Origin of the sequence: Arenibacter sp. F20364 (assembly GCF_023015905.1) — a bacterium.
Classification (GTDB): Bacteria; Bacteroidota; Bacteroidia; order Flavobacteriales; family Flavobacteriaceae; genus Arenibacter.
In genome coordinates this window covers 149,754-172,216 of the sequence record NZ_JALKBD010000004.1, presented here as the reverse complement: position 1 = coordinate 172,216, position 22,463 = coordinate 149,754, and the positions used below count along the sequence as shown (strand labels likewise).

The window sequence follows — 22,463 nt, the reverse complement described above, 5'->3', positions numbered from 1 at the left end:
TTCGTCGGGTTTTTTTTGTTTATTTTCACTACCTTTTATTGATGGATAATTTTGATGTCATTATTGTAGGAGGTGGCCTGGCCGGTTTAACGGCCGCTATTCATTTAAGAAGGGAAAATTACAGCGTGGCTGTTTTTGAAAGTAAACAATATCCCCATCATAAGGTGTGTGGAGAGTATATTTCCAATGAAGTGACGCCTTATTTGACGTTTTTGGGGGTTTCGTTGCCACAAACATTTCAGCTGAATGAAATGCTCCTCAGTACGGAGAAGGGCGAAGCTTTGAGGGCTAAATTGCCTATGGGAGGATTTGGTATAAGTAGGTATACTTTGGACAACCTCTTATATCAGCGGGCATTGGATTTGGGAGCAACTGTTTTTTTTAATAGTGTATCCTCCATTAGCTATGAAAATGATAACTTTAAGATAGGTGTAGAACCTGGCAAGGAATACGGGTGCAAATTTGTCATAGGGGCTTATGGGAAGAGAGGGGTGTTGGATAAAGATTTGCAGCGCGATTTTATACAGCTAAAATCACCATGGTTAGGTGTTAAGGCGCATTATAAGTTGGACTCCTTTCCTGATAATTTGGTGGCAATCCATAATTTTAGGGGCGGTTACGGCGGTCTGTCCAAAACGGAGAACGGGGCCGTAAATTTTTGTTATTTGGTTTCTTACGATAGCTTCAAAAAAGAGAAGGATATTGCCGGCTTTAATCAAAATATTATCGCCAGGAATCCATATCTCGGCACATTTCTAAATGATGCCGAGATGTTATTTGATCGGCCGCTGAGCATAGGGCAGATTTCATTTCATAAAAAAAAGCCAGTACAGAAACATGTTATTATGTGCGGGGATACTGCGGGTCTTATACATCCTTTGTGCGGTAATGGCATGGCTATGGCCATTCACAGCGCTAAAATTGCCTCGGAATTGATTCATGCTTATTTTAAAAATGGACTGCAGAATCGAACTCGGTTGGAAAAGGATTATGAAACACAATGGAATAATGTGTTCGCCAAGAGACTATGGATGGGAAGACAGCTACAGGATCTATTGCTCAACCCAAAGCTATCCAATTTAGCTATGGGTATACTGGCGAATTCTCCCTATATTGTAAATAAGCTGATCAAGAATACCCATGGACAAATTATCCAATGTTAATGAATTTTAAGAGACGTAGTTGTAAGAGGGAGCTAATGGACGACCCTCATTTGGATACGCTTTTGTTGAAGGAGGTTTATGCGGACATAAATAGGGTCAATACATTTTTGCGTGGTTTTTCCCTTTCCCTGCAGGCTATTGAAAAAATAATTGAAGAAAATCCCAAGAACTCCTACACTATTTTGGATATGGGTTGTGGGGATGGGGCCATGTTGGGGAAGGTTGCCGCTTTTTTCAAGAACAAACCTGTGGCCTTGAATTTAATAGGGATCGACTTAAATTCCAAATCCATAGCCTTGGCCAAAGAAAATTTGAAGGGATATTCCAATATAAGATTCTTGGAGCAAGATATTCTGGCCCCGGAAACAACGGATCTACAATGCGATATTCTACTTTGTACCCTAACAATGCATCATTTTGATTCCGATAAAATACCCATTTTTCTTAATCAGTTTATAAAGCTGAGCAGACTGGGTATTGTTATAAATGATTTGCAACGAAGTAAACTCTCATTTCGTCTTTTTCAACTCTTTAGCCTTATTTTTATAAAAACCAAAATAGCGAAACATGATGGTTTGGTTTCCATAAAAAGTGCATTTACCAAATTGGATTTGGTAACTTTTTCTTTTAGTCTGCCCAATGTAGAACATGATATTCGCTGGAAGTGGGCATTTAGATACCTATGGATCATAAGAACAAATGGAAAACAGTTGGCATATGAGCGGGACTAGAATAGTTGCAGTAACTAAAGCATTGCCACAATACAGCAGAAATACCAAGGATATTTTGCCTTTTGTGGAGAAATGGTTGAACGGCATGGATAAGCGATTTCAACGTAAGGTGCTTAAAATTTTTGAAGGGGCCGCTGTAGACAAACGCTATAGTATAATGAGCCCTGAAGAGGTTTTTGAAGCTAGCTCGTTCGAAGATAAAAACAATGTATATATCCGTGAAGTCAAGAAGTTGGGCAGGACTGTCCTGCAGAAGGCCCTTGACAAAAGCGGTTGGCAGGCAGATAGCCTAGACTATATAATTACGGTTAGTTGCACGGGTCTTATGATTCCATCCTTGGATGCTTATCTAATAAATGATTTAGAACTCAGAAAAGATATTGTTCGGTTGCCCGTTACGGAGATGGGCTGCGCGGCAGGTATTAGCGGTTTAATTTATGCCTGTAATTTTTTAAGATCCAACCCCGGAAAGAGGGCGGCCATCGTTGCCGTTGAGAGTCCTACCGCTACTTTTCAGCTCAATGATTACTCTATGGCAAATATGGTAAGTGCCGCTATTTTTGGCGATGGGGCCGCTTGTATGTTGGTATCTTCGGAAAAAGAGGCAAAAGGGCCAAGAATTGTTGGGGAGGACATGTATCATTTTCCGAATGCAACCCAAATAATGGGTTTCGATTTAACCAATTCAGGTCTAAAAATGATTCTGGATCCTCTGGTGCCCCAAACGATTTCCGATCATTTCCCGGGAATTATCCATCCATTTTTGAAGCAATATGGAAGTACTATAGAAAAAGTGGATCATTTAATATTTCATCCCGGAGGAAAGAAAATTGTGGAGACCGTGGAATGCCTGTTTGGTTCATTGGGCAAGAATTTGGACGATACTCGCGAAACACTGCGTTTATATGGTAATATGAGCAGCGCAACGGTGCTTTATGTTCTGGAACGTTTTATGGATAAGAGTATTCCGGAAGGGGATCAAGGGTTGATGCTGAGTTTTGGTCCCGGATTCTCGGCCCAAAGGGTTTTGCTGGAATGGTAAGATAATCCTAAATTGAAAAGGCCAGGATATTTTAACGACCAATTTTATATTAAGTAATAGTTTAAATAAATGTTTATTGCATGCTTATTATAAATGATATAATAAAAAAATTACCTTATACCAATCCGTTTCTGTTTGTAGATAAGCTTATTATGGTAAACAAGAAGGCGGTTGAAGGTAGTTATACTTTTAAAAAGGATGAATTTTTTTATAAAGGACACTTCAAGGAACAGGCAGTTACACCTGGGGTGATTCTAACAGAATGCTGCGCGCAGATAGGATTGGTGTGTTTGGGGATTCACTTGCTAGATTTGGAAGAAGGGAATTCAAAAGATTTTCAGGTAGCCATGAGTAGTTCCGAAATGCAGTTTTTATTGCCGGTCTTTCCGCCGGAAACGGTAACTGTGAAATCGAAAAAGGTTTTCTTCAGATTCAATAAATTGCAGTGCGATGTTAAAATGTACAATCAGCAAGGGCAATTGGTTTGCAAGGGGGTATTGTCCGGAATGATGAAAATTAAGGTTATATGAAAAGGCGGGTAGTGGTAACCGGACTTGGTATATGTGCTCCGAACGGGGTGGGTTTGTCTAATTTTTGTAATTCATTGATTAAAGGAATTAGTGGAATTAGCTTTCATAAGGATTTGGCAGACTTGGGGTTAGGGTGTCAAATTGCGGGAAAGCCGGAAATAACGGAAAGTTTAAAAGAATCTTATTTTACCGCTCTGCAACTAAGGGGATTAAACTCCAGTGGCTTGGTTTACGGTGTCATGGCCGGGACGGATGCCTGGTTGGATGCTGGTCTGGACAAAGCTGATAGGGATCAACCTGATTGGGACAGCGGAATATTATTCGGAACCGGAATTTTGGGAATAGACAAACTACGGGAATCTATTTATCTAATCGATGATAACAATGCTCGCCGTTTGGGCAGCAATTCAGTTATGCAGACCATGGCCAGCGGTATCAGTGCCTATCTTGGCGGAATTTTGGGATGTGGCAATCAAGTGACCACCAATTCATCGGCTTGTGCTACAGGTACGGAAGGGGCAATTATGGGGGTAGAGCGTATTAGGTCCGGGAAGGCGCAAAGGATGCTGGTGGGCAGCTGTAGCGACAGTGGCCCATATATTTGGGGAGGTTTTGATGCCATGCGCATACTTCCATCCAATTACAATGGCAAGCCAGAAGAAGCCAGTAGGCCTATGAGTGCCAGTGCTTCAGGTTTTGTCCCAGGAAGTGGGGCAGGGGCCATGGTGTTGGAATCATTGGACAGTGCATTGGAGCGCGGGGCCAAGATTTATGCAGAGGTTTTGGGAGGTGCCGTAAATAGTGGTGGACAACGAGGTACAGGCAGTATGACTGCTCCCAATAGCCAAGCGGTCCAGAGATGCATTCTGGAGGCCTTGATGGATGCAGGGGTCAAAAAATCCGAAGTGGATGTTATTAACGGCCATTTAACGGCGACCTCGAAAGATGCCGAAGAAATTAGAAATTGGAGTGAGGCGTTGGAGTGCAGTGGAGAAGATTTCCCGTTCATAAACGCCACAAAAGGACTGGTGGGCCACTGTCTGGCCGCAGCGGGTAGCGTGGAATGTGTAGCGGCCCTTTTGCAATTCCGGGAGGGACTGGTTTTTGGGAATCGGAACTGTCAAGACATACATCCAGATATCCTAAAATTGGTAGATGCTTCCAGGATACCGCAAAAAACGATTTCCTATCAACCTAAAATAATGGCAAAGGCAAGTTTTGGATTTGGAGATGTAAATGCCTGTATTATCTTTAAGGATTATAAAGAAATTTAATTATGGCGGATGATCAACGTTTGGCCCAACTGAAGGATATTGTTAGCATATATCTTCCTGAAGATGTCTCGGTCGAGGCCATTGGGAAGGACAGTAGTTTTGTTAATGAACTTAACATTAATTCGGCTAATTTGGTCGATATTGTACTGGATGTAGAAGATACTTTTGGAATAAGATTGGAAAATGAGGACATGGACAAAATGCAAACCGTAAGGGATGCCCTAAATATTATAGATCAAAAATTACAGGATAAAAAATAATTGGATCTATTCCCCTGCCTTGCTTTCAGGGATGAGAAGAGAGGAGATTATTCCAGCTACCAAGGATACGGATATCACTGTAAGGGAAACCCACTCCGGGACTTCAATGTGATGGGAGAACAACATTTTTAATCCTACAAAAGCCAAAATTACTACTAGACTATAGTTAATATACCTGAATTTTTCCAACATTCTGGAAATTAGGAAATACATGGATCGCAATCCAAGAATAGCTAGGATGTTGGAGCTAAAAACAATAAAAGGGTCGGCCGTAATGGCTAAAATTGCAGGGATACTGTCCAGAGCAAAAAGTATATCCGTCAACTCAATCACCACCAAGGAAACAAAAAGAGGTGTGGCTGCATTGACCCCCATGCGCTTTACAAAAAAATCGTGGCTATTAATGGTGGAAGTGATAGGGTATAACTTTTTTATCTGTTTGAATACAAATGATTTTTTTGGCTGAAATTCGTTTTCATTGGACCTGAGCATTTTAAAGGCAGTGTACAATAGGAATACCCCAAACACATAAATGATCCATTCGAATTTTGTGATCAGCGCTACTCCAAATACGATCATTAAGGCCCTGAAGACAATAGCGCCCAATATACCCCAGAACAATACCCTATGCTGGTATAGGGCCGGAATCTTAAAAGCGCTAAATATAACGGCAATGACAAAAACATTATCTACACTCAGGGACAGTTCTATGAGATAGCCGGTTATGTATTTTAGAACCGCCCCATTGGGAGTTAGCCCAGTAGGGTTGTCAATTATACCATTGGAGAACAGCCAATATATAACGCCACTAAAGCTCAGGGCTACGGTCACCCATATAGCGGTCCAGATTCCGGCTTCCCTAGATTTAATAACATGCTCATGTTTGTGGAAAACACCTAGATCCAACGCTAAAAAAATTATGATCAGACCAATAAATGACCCCCAAACTAGCATATATTATTCAATTTAAAGGCACAAATGTAAGTATCATTTTTAAATCACGAGAGGGAAAAAGGAACATTCTTTTTGATGGAAATTATTAGGGTATTGCACGGTCTTTTGGGAGTGTGAAAAATATCGATGGATATAAAAATCGATGGAATGTGGATAAAATACGATATATGGTAGGTCTGACTTGGATTTTTGGTGCAGCAGGGTGGATAAAATGTCATAACTTTAAACAGAGACCTTTTGTGAAAAATGATTAAAGATATTTACAGCGCTGTAATACTGCTTGTTATGGGATTTTTCTTGGTGGACTTAAATGCCCAAACCCGGGAAAGTGATACCTTGGGAAAAAAGCTGAAAGTGGAAAAATGGACTATATTGGAGGAGTATGAGCCCGATATGATATTATCTGCCGAAGACCGGATTAGTTTAAAGAAGAAGAGAATCGTTGAGGCGAAGAGAAGAAAAGGTATCTTGGATACCATGGATATTTCAGATCGCAAAAGAAAACGACTGCTAAAGGATTTATATAAAAACCCCTTTTCGGATCGATTGATGAAAACGCTGGCAGACACTAAATTTGAAGATGCAGGGGATTGAGCAATAGTAGGTTTTTGTTTTATTTCGAAACATGGCAAATAAAAAATGCCCCGAGAAGAATTTGGCTCTGTCCCGGGGCATTTTTTCCTATTCCAATTGCTGGAAATTGGGTTAATGTGTTTTCATCTTGCCTTTTCTTTTCTCCAATTGTCTTTCAAGTTCATCTACAGAAGCGGCAATGGACACTTCAAATTTTGAGTTGTTGGACTCCGCAAATAATCTAGGGCCCGGGGCACTTAGCCTTATATTGCAAATCAATCCGGTATTGGGAGAGGAAGTGTTTTCTTTTTTAAAGAAAACATCGGCACGCACTATAAAATCATATTTGTCTTCTAATTTTTCCAACTTCTTGGTAGCCAATTCCTCTAGACGGGCACTTGCTTTTACATCATCATATACAAAATTGATACTCATATTTAAGGGTTTTTAGGTTAACGGATCTAAGTTAGATCCGGTTAAAATTCTGGAATTTAAGTTAGTCTTTATTTTTAATAAACCCAAGGGAAATCTATGGTAAATTCTTACAATCCTCCCTTTCTGTTTGGGGATCGTTGGGAGGGCCAGGTAGATTGTTCCCCGCTTTTCGGATTAATGGGCAATACTCTTTTTTTTCTAGAGGTCATTTCAGGATCTTCGCTCGCCATATAGGCCAATATTGCCGTGAGTATAACATTATTTCTGAGATCATCGAAAACAATCTTGTCATAGGTGTCCCTGTTGGTATGCCAGGTATAGTTCCAATAAGACCAGTTTAAGGAACTAAGAAAAAAGGCTGGGGCTCCCGCGGCTATAAACGATGCGTTATCCGATCCGCCGCCTGCCGGCATTCCAGGAAATGTAGTCTCTATGTGTTGGGTTATTTCGTCCGGAACAGCCGATAGCCATCTGGGGATATAATCGTATGAATTGAGAAACCCACCTCCTGATATTTGTACCACTCTCCCAGTGCCATTATCCTGATTAAAAACAACTTGTACGTTGTCCACTATTTCCGGATGGTCCTCCACATAGGCCCTGGACCCGTTTAATCCTTGTTCTTCACTTCCCCAATGGCCTACCAAGATGGTTCTTTTGGGATTGGGGTATAACTTTTTGAGTATGCGCATGGTTTCCATCATTACCAAAGTTCCCGTTCCGTTGTCCGTGGCCCCCGTTCCTCCGTCCCAAGAATCAAAATGTGCCGATAGGATAACATATTCATCGGGCTTTTCCGAACCCTTTATCTCTGCTATGGTGTTAAATGTGGGCACGGCACCCAGGTCCTTGGACTCTGCTAAAATTTTAATTTGAGGACTATTTCCATGCTCTACCAGTCTATAAAGCATAGTATAGTCTTCCAGTTCCAAATCTATAACAGGAATTTTATCGGTATTCGCACCAAAAATTTTATTGGCTCCAAAGCCCTTTGACCAATAGGAGGTCCCTATTCCCAGTGCTCCGGCTTTTTCAAGGGCAATTGGTAGTGACCGTCTGTTGTATCCGGTTCGCTGAAGGTTGTCCGACCATTCATTTTCTTGCGCTTCCCTATCTTTTTTCATTTTGTCAAAAGATTTCGGTGTTGCAAATTCCTCCCAGTTGTAATCCGGTCGTCCTGTAGCCTCCTTCATGGAAATCAATACTAGCTTGCCTTTAACGCTTGGCAACCACTGATTAAATTCCACGGGATCGGCAACAGTAGGCAAGACCATCAACTCCGCGGTAATGCCTTTCCGTCCAGTGCTGGGGCTCCATGCCAACTGGGTTCCCTTTAAGGTTTGGATTCGGGGCGATATCATGTCTATATGTGTTATTCCACGTTCCCAGCCCCGCCATTCGCCCCATTGTTCGTTTTTTGCAGTAATTCCCCAGTTGGCATATTGCTTCAGTGCCCAGTCATGGGCCTTTTGCATCTGTGGGGTGCCGACCAGTCTAGGGCCAATGACATCCAATAATTCGTGCGCCAAGGTTTTCAATTGAGAATTTTCATTGACTTCCTGAACTATATCGGCCACAATTTGAGTGGTAGTCTGGGTAAAGCTGGCCTGGGTAAAACAAAGGAAATATAGGGATAACAGTAAGTATGTTTTTTTCATATACAATATTTTAGATCAATCTGTGGGATCAAAATAATAATTATCACTAAGTTAATCCCGAGTATTAGGTTTTAATTAAGAATCTATTTTATCTGCCCATAGGGGTCAACTAAGGTCAGGACAACCAATATGAAGATTATAAACTCTACCTTTGCTCCAAAAATAAAGGGAATGAGCACTTTTGCCGAATTTAATATATCTAAACAATTACATTACGCCATAGAGGATTTGGGCTTTTCGGTCCCGACTCCCATTCAGCAGCAGGCCTTTTCGGTAATCATGTCCGGTAAGGATATAGTGGGCATTGCGCAAACGGGTACTGGTAAAACTTTCGCCTATATGCTGCCTCTTCTGCAGGAGTTGAAATTTTCAAAACAACCCAATCCCAGAATATTGATACTGGTGCCTACACGGGAATTGGTGTTACAGGTAGTTGCCAATATTGAGGCTTATTCCAAATATATGAGTGTTAGGGTTTGCGGAATTTATGGTGGGGCAAATATAAACACGCAGAGGCAGGCAGTTGCCCAAGGATGTGATATATTGGTGGCCACCCCTGGTAGGTTATATGACCTTACATTGGACAGGACCGTTAAGCTTAGGGATGTCAAGAAATTGGTAATTGATGAGGTGGATGTTATGTTAGACCTTGGTTTTCGATTTCAGATTACCAATATTTTTGAATTAATGCCCCAGAGAAGACAAAATATCATGTTTTCTGCTACAATGACAGAGGAGGTTTCCAAATTGATAGAGGATTTTTTTATTGCGCCGGTAAAAATATCGATTGCCGTAAGTGGAACACCACTGGAGAATATTGAACAGCTGGCCTATGCGGTCGAAAATTTTTACACCAAAATAAATCTTTTGGCCTTTCTGTTGAAAGACAAGACTACCTATAAAAAGGTTTTGATCTTTGTTTCCAATAAAAGAAGCGCGGACAGATTATTTGAGGCCCTAAAGGTAGATTTTGGTGATGAGGCGGCGATAATTCATTCCAATAAAACACAGAATTACAGAATTAGATCCATTAAACAGTTCGATGAGGGCAAAAATAGGATATTGGTTTCTACCGATGTTATGTCCAGGGGATTGGATCTTGAACAAATTACCCATGTAATAAATTTTGACACCCCTACATACCCGGAGAACTATATGCATCGTATAGGTAGAACCGGTAGGGCGGAGAAAAAAGGAAACTCCTTATTATTGTTCACCAAGAAGGAGGAGGAGTTTAAAGATGCCATAGAGAAATTAATGGATTTTCAAATTCCCTTGTTGGAGTTTCCAAAGGAGGTAAAAATATCCGAGGAACTGGCACCGGAGGAGCGCCCCAAAAATTTGGAGCACAACAATCCTGTGAGTGCGGCCGAATTGGAGGCCCGTGGAGCTGCCTTTCATGAGAAAGCGGAAAAAAATAAAAAGGTAAACCAAGGAGGGTCCTATAAAAGAGAAATTGCTAAAAAGTATAAAAAGCCAATTACAAGGGGGGATAAGAGATTTTCAAAAAAAAATAAAAAAAGAAAATAGTAATAAGTTTATAATGAGATATAAAACGATACTTACTTAATATTTTACTTTAAATGAATACTGATAAAAATCCATTACATGGCATCACCTTGGCAGACATGTTGGATTCCTTGGTGACCCAATATGGATGGGAGGAAATGGGGGCTAGAATCAATATTCGCTGTTTCAATCACGACCCATCCATTAAATCCAGTTTGAAATTTTTGAGGAGGACACCTTGGGCACGGGAGAAAGTGGAGCAATTGTATATAAAATCACAAAGGAAATAGGGAGCGCGGCCAATGGCCATGATCTCCTTGGGACTTCAAAAAATCTAAGCAGTCGGGCTTATTTTTTTTATCGCTTTAATATTTAAGATAGCTTGATTTGGATTTAGCAATATAGTTGGATATTTAGTGCTATATTTAAAAATTTGACAGAAAATTAATCAATGTTTTGATAATAAAACAATAACGATAATATTAGATGAAATCATTTACCGTTGCAGAAATAAGTAAGCTTTTGAATGGAGAGCTTATAGGAGGTTATGGCAAGCCCATAATTGGGGCCGAACAAATGGATAGGGCCAAAGACCAACAAATTACATTTATATCCAGTAATAAATATGCGAGAAATTGGGATTCATGCAGTGCCAGTGCCGCTATTGTGTCGGAGGCCGTGAAAATATTACCTGGTTCCGATAAGGCTTTTATTAAGGTTTCAAATGCGGATTTGGCCATGGCCAAGCTGTTGGAGGCTTTTCAGCCCGAACCACCTGAATTATTGGAAGAAATACACCCGCGGGCCGTAGTGCACGAAACCGCAGTTTTGGGCAAGGGTTGTAAAATTGGAGCAGGTAGCTATGTAGGTAAAAATGTAGTTTTGGGAGATGGGGTCATCCTGTATCCCAATGTTGCTATTTTTGATGAGTCCACTATTGGTCACCATACCGTAGTTTGGTCGGGTACCGTTATCAGGGAGCGAAGCGTAATAGGGAGTAATTGCATCTTTCATACGAATGTTAGTATTGGGGCTGATGGATTTGGTTACAGGCCGTCAGAGGATGGTAGGGGGTTGGTGAAAATACCTCAAATAGGTAATGTGGTAATTGGCAATTATGTAGAAATTGGGGCCAATTCCTGTGTTGATCGCGGTAAATTTAGCTCCACAATAGTGGGTGACGGGTGTAAAATTGATAATTTGGTTCAGATAGCGCACAATTGTGTCTTGGGAAGATCCTGCATTATGGCCGGACATAGTGGTTTGGCGGGTTCCGTAACTTTGGGTGATGGTGTAATAATAGGGGGGAGTGCTTCCATTAAAGATCACACAACCATTAATTCGGGTGCTGTTGTGGGGGCCGGCTCCGGTGTAATGAGCGACGTGCTTCCGGGGAAAACCGTATTGGGCTACCCGGCTACGGATTCAAGGGAAATGCTCAAACAATGGGTTGCGCTGAGAAATTTGGCAAAAAACTAGGAATGTGCGGGTAGACCAGATTCTCGGAATTAGTAATTTTTGTTGGTTGTTTTGATTTGATAATCCACCAAAATAGTGGCTGTTATCGGCCACTGACATTGGTATTCAAAAAAAATAATCCTTAAATTTTCTAAAAATATTCGTTATACACCCGACAAAGAGTGTAGTTTTGCAATCCAAAAAAGAGATTATGTCGGAGACCTTGATTGCCAATGCTATTGTAGAAAGAAAAACGGATAAGGAGCTTTACAGCTATCAAAAAGGAGCTATAGATCAGATTTTTGATAAATTCGAAACAGCTCCCGACGATCATCATCTTTTGTATCAATTGCCTACTGGAGGTGGTAAAACAGTTATTTTTTCCGAAATCGTAAGGCAATATCTCAAGCACCACAACAAGAAGGTGCTGATCATGACGCACCGTATAGAGCTCTGCAAGCAAACCTCTACCATGTTGACCAGTTTTGGGGTGACAAATAAGGTGGTGGACAGTAAGGCCAATCTGGACGACCAAGAAGAATACAGTTGCTTTGTGGCCATGGTAGAGACCTTGAACAACAGGCTTCAGGACGATAAGTTGGATATTTCCGACGTTGGATTGGTAATTATCGATGAGGCGCACTATAATTCGTTTACAAAATTGTTCAAGTTTTTTGAAAATTCATTTGTATTGGGCGTTACCGCAACGCCTTTGAGTTCCAATAAGGATTTGCCCATGAAAGACAATTATGACGAATTGATCGTTGGGGAGTCAATAGAGGCGCTAATAGAAAATGAATTTTTGGCCCGGGCGGAATTCTATTCCTACAATATGGGGCTAACTTCTTTGGAGGTGGGTTCCAATGGGGATTATACCGTAAAATCATCAGAGGATCTATACAATAATAGCCAGATGCTTAGTAAGCTGTTGGAGGCTTATGAAAAACATTCCAAGGGTAAAAAGACATTGATTTTCAACAATGGTATTAATACTTCCCTGCATGTCTATGAGACTTTTAGAGCTGCCGGTTATCCCATAGCCCATTTGGACAATACGGCTACCAAGAAGCAGCGTAAGACGATCTTAAAGTGGTTTAATATGACGCCTAACGCCATTTTAACTTCCGTAAGTATTCTGACTACTGGATTTGATGAACCCACCATAGATACCATTATATTGAACCGGGCTACTAAATCTTTAACCCTGTATTATCAGATGATAGGTCGTGGTTCCAGGATATTGAACAATAAATCTACCTTTTCGGTAATTGACCTTGGGAACAATTTTCATCGCTTTGGTCCTTGGGGAGCAGATCTGGACTGGCAGACCATTTTTAAGTCACCAAATTTTTATGCAGATAGACTTTTGAGTGATGAGGAGTTGGAAAGCAATTTTAAATGGGAAATGCCCGAAGAGTTGCGGGCAGAATTCGCTAAATCAGAGGAGGTGTATTTCGATATCAAGGAAACCTATGTGGATTCCATTAAAAACGGGGAGTCGTCCAAGGTGGTGTTGGAGCGATCCATAGCCCAACATGCCAGAATATGTGTCGAAAACAGTGAGGATGTATATGATGCCCTGGCGCTCTCTAAAATGTTGGGTCCCGATATTGATGATAGAATCCAGCGCTATGCCAAGTGTATTAGCAAAAGTACCTATAACTTTCTCAAGTGGCTAACGGATGACTATCACAAAAAATTAAGTTCACATTTGCGTCAAAACTTCGATACGATTTACGAGGATATTAACGGTAGGCCTCCAGAGGAATAATAGCTCCTTAAGTGTATTTTCTGCTGAATTACGCCGGTGAATGTTCTAGATGAAATTTCTTTTCGGGAGATATTTTTATTTATTCTTTTGATTAAATAATCATTTTTAAATTATTAATTTACAGTGTTTTGAGATATTCAATTATAGCAGTTCGCTCTAAATCTGTAAACTGATCTCCAAAGGTGTGACCTGAATTTCCATAGCCTTTTAAAGTGGTATCGTAGGTGTTTTTATCTACCTTGGATGGTTCGGTAGAATACATCCATCCAACTTTTAATTGATCGTAATCGCTGTTGTCAAAAGACCTGCTCCATCTTGTGGGTCTGTTAGTGCTATTTAGGACGTCTTCCAAGGTGGGCACCGATCCGTTGTGGAAGTAGGGAGCTGTGGCCCATATACCATCCAATGGTGGGGCTGTATAGCCGCCTTCCGCTTTTATCTGCAAATTATTGCTTGTTGTACCAAACCAGCCTGAATTAAACCAATCCATAAAATAGTCGTTCATTGGGGAGGATGTTGTGTAATGGTCTGATAATGTCGGGTCTGTGCCAACTGAATTTAAGGTGACCAGTAAATTAGGGTAAGACGGTGTATTGCCATAGGTGCCATGACAGGTGGCACAGGTGTTTTCAAACAATTGTTTGCCTTGTTGTGCCAAATCGGAATCTATGGAAAATGGATATTCAGGGGCTTCCAGACTTTGTATATAGGCCAGTACATCTCGCATATTGTCATCTATTTCCGCTGCATTTGATGCATCTCCCAAGGTTAGAAGACTGGAGCCTATAAAAGACTTGCAGAAGTCAAGTCGACCAATGGCATGGTAAAACATGGCATTTTTCTTTTTTAACAGCCACCATGCCGGTACATCAGTGGGAATTACCTCATCTGGAATTTCTACCAATGGGGTGTCCTGCCACTCCAAAGTACTTTTGTCCCGGTACGCTATGAGTACTTGGGTAATTTTATCGGCAGGATTAGAGCCTCTTGTTTCGGTAATGGTTCTTGGGCCAATGGCAATAATACTCTTTCTAAATTGCTCGTATGCCTGCCATTCCGCGCTTTCCTCTCCACCATAAAGGGCTCTAATGCCAGAATTTAACAAGGCTATGTTGGCAGCCCTGTTTACCGTAAAATCCGCGTCATGGCTTCCTAAACCTATTATGAATTCATTGTTAATGGAGGAAGCATGGCATGCCATGCAGTTGGGAGCTACTACCCGGGCACCATTTGGAGCTGTTATGGCGGTGTAGTCATATGGTAGGTTTGCGTTGTCCCCACTTCTGTTGAGCCGATTGTCCGGGTTTTCATTAGTTCCTAATAAAAAAGCATCATAAGGAACTCCAGAACTCATATATTCGCCTTGAATAAGATATTCATAACCTTTAGCGGCGTCCCCGGATCGCTGAGGATTGTCCGGTAGGGGGCTGCTTTCAATAAGGGGTGCCTCAACCTCTGGTTCATCAATGGGCTGTTCGGTTGGATCTTTGGTGATTACAGCATCTACAAGGTCTTCCTTGCTGTCCTTGGAACATGAAAGAACGACAAAAATGAATACATAAGCTGTAATTAAAAATTTAATTTTTTTCAAATCAACAGTGTTTACAGGTAAACGCGATAGGATAAGTTAAGGATATTTTAGGGAAAAGAAACAGGGGTGTTCCTTAAAATCGATAAACCACAAAGACATTCGCTCAAAGGGAGATTGTAGATGACCTACATACTGCTGGTAAATTGTGTTTATGTACCTAGCTTGGTAAAGGAACAAAATCTGATTCCCCCGGTACTTGAGGAAACTTTTGGAGCTTCCAATCGTTACTCGCTTTTTCAATTGTATTCTTGTCCGAGGAGACGAAATTCCAAAAAATATGTCTTTCTTCAGGGAATGGTTCGCCGCCAAAAATATAAACAGTGGTGTTCGCATGCATTTCAAATGCGCAAAGTGTGCTGTCTTTGGCTATCAAAATTTGTTTAGGACCAAAAGTATTTCCGTCACTACTAATATTGCCTTCCAAAATATACAGCCCGCTTTCACCGTAAAGTTGTGTTCCTAAATTTACTTTTTGGTTGGACTTACTCTTTAATTCCAAAAAGTAGAGGTTGCTGTGGACGGGGACAGGGGAAATTTTCCCCAATACCTTTCCGGCAATTAGCGTTGCCCTTACTCCTTGGTACTCCCATTTGGGAATTTCTTCCCTGGTTAGGTGGACAAAAGAGGGTTTCATTTTTTCCAGGGATTTAGGTAGGCCTACCCATATTTGAAGTCCGTGTAGCGACTTTTTAATATTTCTCAAATGTTCCGGGGTACGCTCGGAATGGACTACGCCCTCACCTGCGGTCATCCAATTAACACCGCCTGGGGCAATTTCGACTTCATTGCCCAGGCTATCGCGGTGCATTATATTCCCTTCAAAAAGATAGGTAAGTGTTGAGAGTCCAATGTGTGGATGGGGCGGTACGTCCAAATTTTCATTTTCTTCCATCTTTACAGGCCCCATATGATCAATAAAAGCGAATGGTCCTACCATGCGTTTTTGTCTAAAAGGCAACAAACGGCCAACCATAAAATTACCGATATTGGCCGCCCTTTCCGGAATTACAAGTTTAATGTTGGACATAGTTCTGTTTTTTTAAATAGAAAATAATAAAAATAGTAAAAACCAAGTAATAGTTGAGGGGTGGATTACATCTCCATAGGAACTTCCATCACTAGCAATTTACTTGGGCTATTTGCGGTAATACTGATTTTATTAGTGTCCCAAATCCCTATACCATCACGTTTTTTTAATTCTTGTCCCTTAAGGTTTACATTTCCTTCCAAAACAAACAAATACAATCCATTATTAACTTTGTTTAAAGTATAGGTTGAGGTAACTCCACTTTCAAAATCACCTAGGGAAAACCAAGCGTCCTGATGTATCCATACCCCTTGATCTGTTTTGTTGGGTGAAAGGATTTGGTAAAAGGAATTTTTTTTAGCCAAATCTTGGGTAGAGATCTGATCATATCGGGGAGTTACATTTTGGGTCTTTGGAAATACCCATATTTGAAGAAATTTCACATCTTCGTTTTTGTTCTTGTTGTACTCACTGTGAAAAACCCCGGTTCCTGCACTCATTACCTGAACATCACCTTCTTTTATAACGGTTGTGTTTCCCATACTGTCCTTGTGTTCCAAATCGCCTTTCAACGGAATGGATATAATTTCCATGTTTTTATGCGGATGTTGTCCAAAGCCCTGTCCACCTGAGACGGTATCGTCGTTTAAAACCCTTAGAACGCCAAAATTCATTCGTTCCGGGTTGTGATAATTGGCAAAACTAAAACTGTGGTATGAATTAAGCCAACCGTGATCGGCCTTTCCCCTGCTTTCCGCTGTATGCAAAATTGTTTTCATGATATCTTTTTTTGTTTAGTCAAAATTAGACTTCCCATGTGATATGGACATTGATCTATGATAAGTAATTGGATTTTTGAAATTTTTAAAAAATACAACCTATAAAAGGAAATAAATTCTTACGACCCTAATGCTCGTTGTGGCATTGGGCTATTTCCAGAAGTAAAAAAACGGTCAGGAAAATGATTCATGATTTTGAGTTTAATGATTTGGAGGCCTTTTACAGTTTTTTCGCCGATGATGCCAAGTTTTATTTTTTTATAACTACTGGATGGATAGAATTTTAGTACGGATTAGGTAAAGAATCGGAATAATCAGCTGTTGGAAGATAGATAGCATAGATGAAACGGGCAACCCTGATTATTTGGAATATGTTATGCAGGATGCCATGGTGGTACAGTCTTGGTGGAAATTTTGATGGACAAGAAAATCCGATGGTAAGAAATTTGTTCTGCCGGCCCTTTATCTTCATGATTTTGATGATGATGGAACAATCAATAGGTCCATCGTATATGTCAGTAAAAAGATTTTGGATACCAAATAGCATTAAAAATTAGGTGGAAAAAAGAGCGGCAGGGTCGCTCTATTTTGTTCAAGATTTTCAACTCCCCATCTCAACTGATATATAGGGTTATTGCGAAAGTGCGGGATGGGCAATTGAGTATATATGGAATCCATTTTAATTTGTTAAAAGGCCTGCTTAGCAAACAAAAAAATAAAGTAACTTAGTGGAACCATAGTCATAAAAACAAAAAAACACACTGAACCATGATTACGTTATTTATTTTTTTAGCAATTCTTGCTCTGCTCGTCTTGTTCTTAGTAAATGTTTTCAATCGCTTTGCAACACTTAGAAATCTTGTCAAGGACGCTTGGAGCAATATAGATGTGGCCTTAAAAAGAAGGTATGATCTTATACCCAATTTGGTGGAGACCGTAAAAGGATATGCAAAGCATGAAAAATCAACCTTGGAGGCCGTAATAAATGCCCGTAATGCTGCCATGGCAGTCCCATCGGGAGATATTAATGCCCAAATAAAGGCAGAAAACCAATTGCAACAAAGCTTGAGAAGTATATTTGCCTTGGGGGAAGCCTATCCAGATCTTAAGGCCAATGCCAATTATTTGGACCTTCAACAAAAATTGAATGAGATTGAAGAAAACCTGGAGCGGGCCAGAAGGTATTACAATGGTTCCGTGAGAGAAAACAACACTTACGGGGAAAGCGTACCTGGAGTACTTGTGGCCAGTTTGTTTAAATATCAACATTTCGACTATTTTGTAGCGGATGAGGCTAGTAGGACCAACGTAAAAGTAGATTTCTCTTAATGAAAAATAGCTATTACTTTTTTCTATTTTTCCTAACCATAAATATGTGCTGGGCCCAGGATTTTACGGTTAAAAATTACACCGTAGACATTACTGTTCATCCAGAAGGTTATTTTGATGTAGTGGAAAACTATGATCTTAACTTTGAAATTCCAAAACACGGCATATATAGGATTATACAAACAGAATATGATCTTGTGGATTCAAAAGGAGCCGAAGCTACCAGAAAGATTAGAATAAGTAAGATAAAGGTTCCAGATTACAAATTTGAGGCTCCGTTCGATTTTGTACAAAAGTTGCAAGATAACTTGGAGATCAAAATTGGGGATAAGGATATAACCCTTGTTGGTCCCCAACATTACGAAATAAAATATAGGGTACATAATGCCCTTCTCTTTGAGGATTCGCAAATACGATTTTATTGGAACATCAAACCAGAGGATTGGCTAGCGGATTTTCATCAAATCAGTTTTACCATCAAGCTTCCTGAGAACATATATCCTAGCAAAGAAAATAGTTTTGTTTATTCTGGGGATAGGGGTACTGCCACTACAACTACGGACATGCAATTTTACTATACGGACAATGAATTTTCAGGTACCAGTAAATCAGGCTTTATATCCCATCCAGGACAAAGTGTTACGGTATTGATCAACCTTCCACCGGGGTCTGTCAAGGAAGAAAAGCCGTTCTGGCCTTTTTGGGATAAATATGGTTGGGTATTCCTGATAGGGATAATGCTTACTGCATTTTCTAGGATTTGGTGGAAATTTGGTAGGGATAAACGCGTCATTGCTACCACCAGTTATTATCCACCGGATAAAATAGATCCGGCCATGGTAGGTTTTTTGATTAATGACAGGGAGGATAATTCCGACTTAATCGCTTTAATACCTTATTGGGGCTCCAAAGGGTTGATTAGACTGGAAGAAATGTCAAAAAAAGGCCTATTTGGATCAAAGGACACCAAAATTATAAGGCTGCAGGCTTTACCCGTGGACTCTCCTTCCTATGAATTGGAAATATTCCGGGGGCTGTTCGGTGACAATAACAATGTTGTTGGTACGGAAGTGCTGGTAAGTAGTTTAAAAGATACCTTTTATACCAAGATGATCAAGGCACGAAGCCAATTAAAGGAAAGTGCACAACCCTATTACGAAGCGGAGTCGAAAAAAATGCAGGGTATTATGTATGTAGCCTTGATTGCTTTGGCCATTGGACTTACTTTGGGGGGGTTATTCTTCTGGGGGCCATTGGCGGCGGTGGCAATAGTAGGCTTCTGTATATTACTGATTTTTGTTAATCGATTTATGGTGAAAAAGAACGCCAAGGGCAATGAGTTGCTGTCGGAGTTAAAGGGATTTAAAAGATTTATTAAGGTAGCGGAGGAAAATAGATTAAAAATGCTACTGAAGGACGACCCACATTATTTTGAAAACACCCTAGGGTATGCCCTGGCCTTTGGTTTGTTCGATCAATGGGCCAAGAAGTTCCGAGATCTAAATATACCTCCCCCGGATTGGTATACGTCCACTTCAAGTAGCAGCCTTACAATGAATCAATTTTCCAAGTCGTTTTCCAATGCCATGGCCAGTACAAAATCGAATATGGTAAGTTCCCCTTCCAGCAGTAGTAGTTCTGGTGGAGGTTCGTCAGGTGGCGGCTTCGGCGGTGGAGGAGGGGGCAGCTGGTAGGCTGTAGGCAAATGGTAGAAAGGGATGAAAATTACCAAGGTGAGCCTTTCCTTAGTGTGTAATACCATGTATTTCTCGGATCTTCGCTAACAATTCGAGCTATTGGTCGGTGTAGATTATTTAATAGATCTTGATCCGCAGGAGGGCTATACTAATAAAAGTTATACTTACTTTTGTGGTTCATTGGAAAAGCTTTATTTATGTCCCAATCCCGGAATGCACTTCTAATTGTACTTGCTTTTTTTGCCATCTATGTGATTTGGGGTTCAACCTATCTTTTGAATAAGATTGCTGTAAGTGAATTGCCCCCTTTTATGTTGGCCTCCATACGCTTTTCGGTGGCGGGAATTTTAATTTTTTTGCTGTGTAAAATAATGGGAATTCCGTTAAACATCACTAGAAAGCAATTATTTAATTCGAGTAAAGCGGGGTTTCTGTTCCTTGCTTTTGGCAACGGTTTTGTGGTATGGGCACTGAAGTATGTTGACAGTGGCTTTGCAGCTTTGGAAATAGCGTCACAACCCTTGGTTATTCTTTTGTTAATGCGGGTTCTTGAAGGGAAAAAGATTCAGACCATGTCCGTTGTGGGCGTTATAATTGGGATTTTGGGTATCTACTTGTTGGTCAGCCAAAATCAAGTAATAAGTCAGGAGAACTCGGTCTTGGGGATGGTCATGATATTTTTCTGCATGATCAGTTGGGCCTATGGCAGTTTATTTGTCGCCAAAGCGGACCTGCCCAAGAACTATTTTGTAAATACAGGATTCCAAATGTTTGCCGCAGGTATCATATTAATGCTGGGCAGTTGGCTTATAGGGGAAACATGGACCTTGCCTACCACTTGGAGTAGTCCTGTACTATATTCTATGATATTACTTATAGTGTTTGGTAGTATTGTAGCTTTTACGGCCTTTAATTATTTATTAAAAGTGGTTTCTCCGGAAAAGGTGGCCACCTCCACTTATGTAAATCCCATTATTGCCCTTCTGCTGGGTTGGTTCTTCCTGGATGAAGAAATAACCACCCAATCCACTATTGCCGCCGTAGTGCTCTTAACCGGGGTCTATTTCATTAATACCCGAAAGAAATTGGTTTTGTTTTCTAGATTTTCAAGTCGGTATTCGCCAAAAGAGGATTAAGGGGAAATTATTCTTCTGCATACCTCCAAAGGAGGGAAGGGGAAGCCTATAGCGGTAAATATTCCGTAAAACAAAAAAAAAGCAGTGATTGGCAAATCATCTGCTTTTTAAATGTGAACCCTATCTGTCTTATACAAATAGAATTAGTTTAGATACATTCTGCGCTCGGCCCAACGGCTTTTCTTGATACTTTTAAAGTTTACCATTAGGATGCTTTCCCCGGTCAACTGAAAATTAGTTGATTCTGATTGTGATTTATGAATGAATGATTTCATGATTACTGTTTTTAGTCTTTATTATTTACCTGAAACGCCTTTTGGTGTTCCATATGTTGCTTTTAGAGTTTTCAATTGTTTGCTTTACGAAATGTTTGTTGACTGTTTCCATGATGTTGTTTTTTTAATTGATGTTTAGAATGCTTTTTTTGACTGTTAATTGAACCTTCTTCTACTGTTCCAAATTTTGCTTTTTGAAGATTCCAATGTTTGTTTTATCATATGCTTGTTTATTTTTTCCATGATGTTTTTTTGTTTGTGATTAATTGTTTTACTACTAGAAGACGAGGGATTGAAACATTTGTTACAGTACTATGTATAAAATAGTACCGTTTTAAGCAATATTTAACATTTGTGTATAGAAGTGAGATGGAATAGTAGGTGTTGAATATTGGTTATAAGTAACTTGTGGTATATATTTTCCCTATATGATCCGGTTTATAAAAAAACTTATGATGGGTATTTGAAGGGGCAGAAGGTTTATAGGAATTATGAGAATTTTAAGGGAATATTATTACCTATTTAATATCTTAGAGGCAGGTGGTCAAAACGATTTTTAGATTACATTATGGCTTTATTACCGTTGACATTTATTTCATTAAGCAAAATATACCGTGTGAAGCAAGCAGTTGGAATTGAGGTATGTGGTTTATGTTCCTTAAATTTTCCATTTGCAAAATATGGAAATGCAAGGGAGTGAAGAAAATATTACCTTACTGTATTACGGCTCCCTTTAAAATAAATAATGGACACAATTAATATTAACCTTAAATAAAAAAATATGAAATTCACTAGAAAAGCAAGCGCCAATTGGAAAGGGTCAGGTAAAGATGGCAAGGGTACCATAAGTACGGAAAGTACCATCTTGAAGGATACCCAGTATTCATTTAAATCACGATTCGAGGATGGTAAGGGCACCAACCCCGAAGAATTGGTAGGGGCAGCCCATGCAGGTTGCTTTACCATGCAACTTAGTTTTTTATTGGGTGAAGCTGGTTTTACACCAACTAATCTGGACACCAGCGCCAAGGTAAACTTTGAGGATGGTAGCATACCTCAGATTTCTTTAAGTCTTAGTGGTACGGTACCGGGAATCAAATTGGAAGAGTTTAAGGAAATAGCTCAAAAAGCCAAAGAAATCTGTCCTATTTCAAAATTGTTGAAAACAAATATAGTGTTGGAGGTTAGTCTTCAGGGCTAAGGATCTACGTATTTATGACCCTGATTTAGGTCAAACCCTTAGGGCCTATAACAATAAAAAAAGCCACTGT

Annotated in this window: 22 protein-coding genes; 15 read left to right on the top strand and 7 right to left on the bottom strand. The window is 40.2% G+C overall.

Annotated features, from left to right (window positions below; translation table 11 throughout):
- Nucleotides 1-41 precede the first annotated feature (41 nt).
- From MWU84_RS04675 to MWU84_RS04650, 6 genes are all read left to right on the top strand, one after another.
- On the top strand, nt 42-1,163 hold the full coding sequence (locus tag MWU84_RS04675) for an NAD(P)/FAD-dependent oxidoreductase (RefSeq protein ID WP_246898826.1): 1,122 nt from the start codon (nt 42-44) through the stop codon (nt 1,161-1,163).
- On the top strand, nt 1,163-1,894 hold the full coding sequence (locus MWU84_RS04670) for a methyltransferase domain-containing protein (RefSeq protein ID WP_246898824.1): 732 nt from the start codon (nt 1,163-1,165) through the stop codon (nt 1,892-1,894). The genes MWU84_RS04675 and MWU84_RS04670 overlap by 1 nt, the downstream gene beginning before the upstream one ends.
- Nucleotides 1,881-2,936, top strand: a complete 1,056-nt coding sequence (locus MWU84_RS04665; RefSeq protein ID WP_246898822.1) for a type III polyketide synthase — start codon at nt 1,881-1,883, stop codon at nt 2,934-2,936. Before MWU84_RS04670 ends, MWU84_RS04665 begins: the two co-directional genes overlap by 14 nt.
- Before the next feature lie 80 nt (nt 2,937-3,016).
- Nucleotides 3,017-3,466, top strand: coding sequence for a hydroxymyristoyl-ACP dehydratase (locus tag MWU84_RS04660; protein WP_246898820.1), 450 nt, complete (start codon nt 3,017-3,019; stop codon nt 3,464-3,466).
- Nucleotides 3,463-4,740: a beta-ketoacyl-[acyl-carrier-protein] synthase family protein gene (locus MWU84_RS04655; RefSeq protein ID WP_246898817.1), complete on the top strand. Its 1,278-nt coding sequence runs from the start codon at nt 3,463-3,465 to the stop codon at nt 4,738-4,740. The genes MWU84_RS04660 and MWU84_RS04655 overlap by 4 nt, the downstream gene beginning before the upstream one ends.
- 2 nt (nt 4,741-4,742) lie before the next feature.
- The gene (locus MWU84_RS04650) at nt 4,743-5,000 is read left to right on the top strand and encodes a phosphopantetheine-binding protein (RefSeq protein WP_246898815.1); all 258 of its coding nucleotides are present in this window, start codon (nt 4,743-4,745) and stop codon (nt 4,998-5,000) included.
- Nucleotides 5,001-5,006: 6 nt separating this feature from the next.
- Here the strand turns inward: MWU84_RS04650 and MWU84_RS04645 are convergent, their stop codons facing one another.
- Nucleotides 5,007-5,954: a TerC family protein gene (locus MWU84_RS04645; RefSeq protein WP_246898813.1), complete on the bottom strand. Its 948-nt coding sequence runs from the start codon at nt 5,952-5,954 to the stop codon at nt 5,007-5,009.
- 246 nt (nt 5,955-6,200) lie between these two features.
- Between MWU84_RS04645 and MWU84_RS04640 the strand changes: the two genes are divergently transcribed.
- Nucleotides 6,201-6,548: a hypothetical protein gene (locus MWU84_RS04640; protein ID WP_246898811.1), complete on the top strand. Its 348-nt coding sequence runs from the start codon at nt 6,201-6,203 to the stop codon at nt 6,546-6,548.
- Between the two features lie 111 nt (nt 6,549-6,659).
- Here MWU84_RS04640 and MWU84_RS04635 read toward each other — a convergent pair whose 3' ends face one another.
- Both MWU84_RS04635 and MWU84_RS04630 read right to left on the bottom strand, forming a co-directional pair.
- Nucleotides 6,660-6,962: an HPF/RaiA family ribosome-associated protein gene (locus tag MWU84_RS04635; RefSeq protein ID WP_246898809.1), complete on the bottom strand. Its 303-nt coding sequence runs from the start codon at nt 6,960-6,962 to the stop codon at nt 6,660-6,662.
- A 107-nt stretch (nt 6,963-7,069) separates the two neighbouring features.
- Nucleotides 7,070-8,620 (bottom strand): M20/M25/M40 family metallo-hydrolase, encoded by a 1,551-nt coding sequence (locus tag MWU84_RS04630; RefSeq protein ID WP_246898807.1) that lies wholly within the window; start codon nt 8,618-8,620, stop codon nt 7,070-7,072.
- Between the two features lie 171 nt (nt 8,621-8,791).
- Here MWU84_RS04630 and MWU84_RS04625 point away from each other — a divergent pair, with 171 nt between their 5' ends.
- The 4 genes from MWU84_RS04625 (at nt 8,792) to MWU84_RS04610 (ending at nt 13,358) form a co-directional block, all read left to right on the top strand.
- The gene (locus MWU84_RS04625) at nt 8,792-10,150 is read left to right on the top strand and encodes a DEAD/DEAH box helicase (RefSeq protein WP_246899048.1); all 1,359 of its coding nucleotides are present in this window, start codon (nt 8,792-8,794) and stop codon (nt 10,148-10,150) included.
- Nucleotides 10,151-10,203: 53 nt separating this feature from the next.
- Nucleotides 10,204-10,419, top strand: a complete 216-nt coding sequence (locus MWU84_RS04620; RefSeq protein WP_246898805.1) for a VF530 family protein — start codon at nt 10,204-10,206, stop codon at nt 10,417-10,419.
- 196 nt (nt 10,420-10,615) lie between these two features.
- On the top strand, nt 10,616-11,608 hold the full coding sequence (gene lpxD, locus MWU84_RS04615) for a UDP-3-O-(3-hydroxymyristoyl)glucosamine N-acyltransferase (RefSeq protein ID WP_246898802.1): 993 nt from the start codon (nt 10,616-10,618) through the stop codon (nt 11,606-11,608).
- 190 nt (nt 11,609-11,798) lie between these two features.
- Nucleotides 11,799-13,358, top strand: coding sequence for a DEAD/DEAH box helicase family protein (locus MWU84_RS04610; protein ID WP_246898800.1), 1,560 nt, complete (start codon nt 11,799-11,801; stop codon nt 13,356-13,358).
- A gap of 118 nt (nt 13,359-13,476) precedes the next feature.
- On the opposite strand, the gene MWU84_RS04605 is transcribed toward MWU84_RS04610, so the two are convergent.
- The 3 genes from MWU84_RS04605 to MWU84_RS04595 form a co-directional block, all read right to left on the bottom strand.
- On the bottom strand, nt 13,477-14,949 hold the full coding sequence (locus MWU84_RS04605; RefSeq protein WP_246898798.1) for a c-type cytochrome: 1,473 nt from the start codon (nt 14,947-14,949) through the stop codon (nt 13,477-13,479).
- Between the two features lie 157 nt (nt 14,950-15,106).
- Complete coding sequence (locus tag MWU84_RS04600) at nt 15,107-15,976, bottom strand: pirin family protein (protein ID WP_246898796.1); 870 nt, start codon at nt 15,974-15,976, stop codon at nt 15,107-15,109.
- Between the two features lie 65 nt (nt 15,977-16,041).
- Nucleotides 16,042-16,755: a pirin family protein gene (locus tag MWU84_RS04595; RefSeq protein ID WP_246898794.1), complete on the bottom strand. Its 714-nt coding sequence runs from the start codon at nt 16,753-16,755 to the stop codon at nt 16,042-16,044.
- A 768-nt stretch (nt 16,756-17,523) separates the two neighbouring features.
- Here MWU84_RS04595 and MWU84_RS04590 point away from each other — a divergent pair.
- From MWU84_RS04590 to MWU84_RS04580, 3 genes are all read left to right on the top strand, one after another.
- The gene (locus MWU84_RS04590) at nt 17,524-18,084 is read left to right on the top strand and encodes a LemA family protein (RefSeq protein ID WP_246898792.1); all 561 of its coding nucleotides are present in this window, start codon (nt 17,524-17,526) and stop codon (nt 18,082-18,084) included.
- Nucleotides 18,084-19,778, top strand: coding sequence for a DUF2207 domain-containing protein (locus MWU84_RS04585; protein WP_246898789.1), 1,695 nt, complete (start codon nt 18,084-18,086; stop codon nt 19,776-19,778). The genes MWU84_RS04590 and MWU84_RS04585 overlap by 1 nt, the downstream gene beginning before the upstream one ends.
- A 200-nt stretch (nt 19,779-19,978) precedes the next feature.
- Nucleotides 19,979-20,917, top strand: coding sequence for an EamA family transporter (locus tag MWU84_RS04580; RefSeq protein WP_246898785.1), 939 nt, complete (start codon nt 19,979-19,981; stop codon nt 20,915-20,917).
- A 143-nt stretch (nt 20,918-21,060) separates the two neighbouring features.
- Here the strand turns inward: MWU84_RS04580 and MWU84_RS24275 are convergent, their stop codons facing one another.
- Nucleotides 21,061-21,192 carry a hypothetical protein gene (locus tag MWU84_RS24275; protein ID WP_281502508.1) on the bottom strand — a complete coding sequence of 44 codons (132 nt, stop codon included), beginning with the start codon at nt 21,190-21,192 and terminating at the stop codon, nt 21,061-21,063.
- A gap of 781 nt (nt 21,193-21,973) precedes the next feature.
- Here MWU84_RS24275 and MWU84_RS04575 point away from each other — a divergent pair.
- Nucleotides 21,974-22,393 (top strand): OsmC family protein, encoded by a 420-nt coding sequence (locus MWU84_RS04575; protein WP_246898783.1) that lies wholly within the window; start codon nt 21,974-21,976, stop codon nt 22,391-22,393.
- The last annotated feature ends 70 nt before the right edge of the window (nt 22,394-22,463 follow it).